Annotated in this window: 1 pseudogene; it reads right to left on the reverse strand. The window is 70.1% G+C overall.

Annotated features, from left to right (window positions below):
- A pseudogene (locus MXAZACID_RS19175) lies at positions 1 to 710 on the reverse strand (hypothetical protein); the annotation flags it as partial.

Genomic DNA, 710 nt, shown 5'->3' on the forward strand with positions numbered 1-710 from the left:
CCCAGCAGCTCCGGCGCGGCGAGGTCCGCCAGCCCCGGGCGCCGCTCCGCCCAGGCGCGCTGCGCCGCATAGAGCACGGCCCAGAGGCCAGGGAGCAGGAACACGATCAGTTCACGCCCGCGCGGGGGCAGCTGTTCGGTGATTACCCCGAACATCGCCTTCAGCTGATCCGGCGGCAACAGCCCGGACGGGCCTTCGATGACGACGGGATAGGTCGCGATCCAGGCCGCCAGCGGCACTCCCAGCACCGCCAGCCCGAGCGGCCCGCGCAGCCGTGCCGGGGCACGGGCCTGCACCCGTGTCAGTACCGCCGCGCTCACCAGCAGCACCAAAGCCATGCTGAAATAGACGATGGACAGCCGGTCGATCTCCGGATCGCCATAGCCGCCGGCCGGCGGGTCGATGAAGAAGGCGATGCCGATCACGTCGAAACACCCGGCCGCGGTGGCCAGGATGGTGGTGGCGTTGCGTGCATAGAGCCAGCGCAGAGCCAGCCCGGCATAGGCCATCAGCACGAAGGGCATCGTCTCCGGCGTCATCCAGATGCCAAAGCCCCCGGCCAGACCGGCCATGAAGCCGAGCCCGACATCCCCGCGCAGGGCGCGCAGCACGAAGCCAACGGTGAGCGCGATAAAGACCAGCAGGGCGATGTGATAATGCACCACGCCGGGCAGCGCGATCGCGGCCAAAGCGGGCAGGACGGCGGCGGC

The sequence above is a fragment of the Acidocella sp. MX-AZ02 genome, from assembly GCF_000306035.1.
GTDB classification, from domain to species: Bacteria; Pseudomonadota; Alphaproteobacteria; order Acetobacterales; family Acetobacteraceae; genus Acidocella; species Acidocella facilis.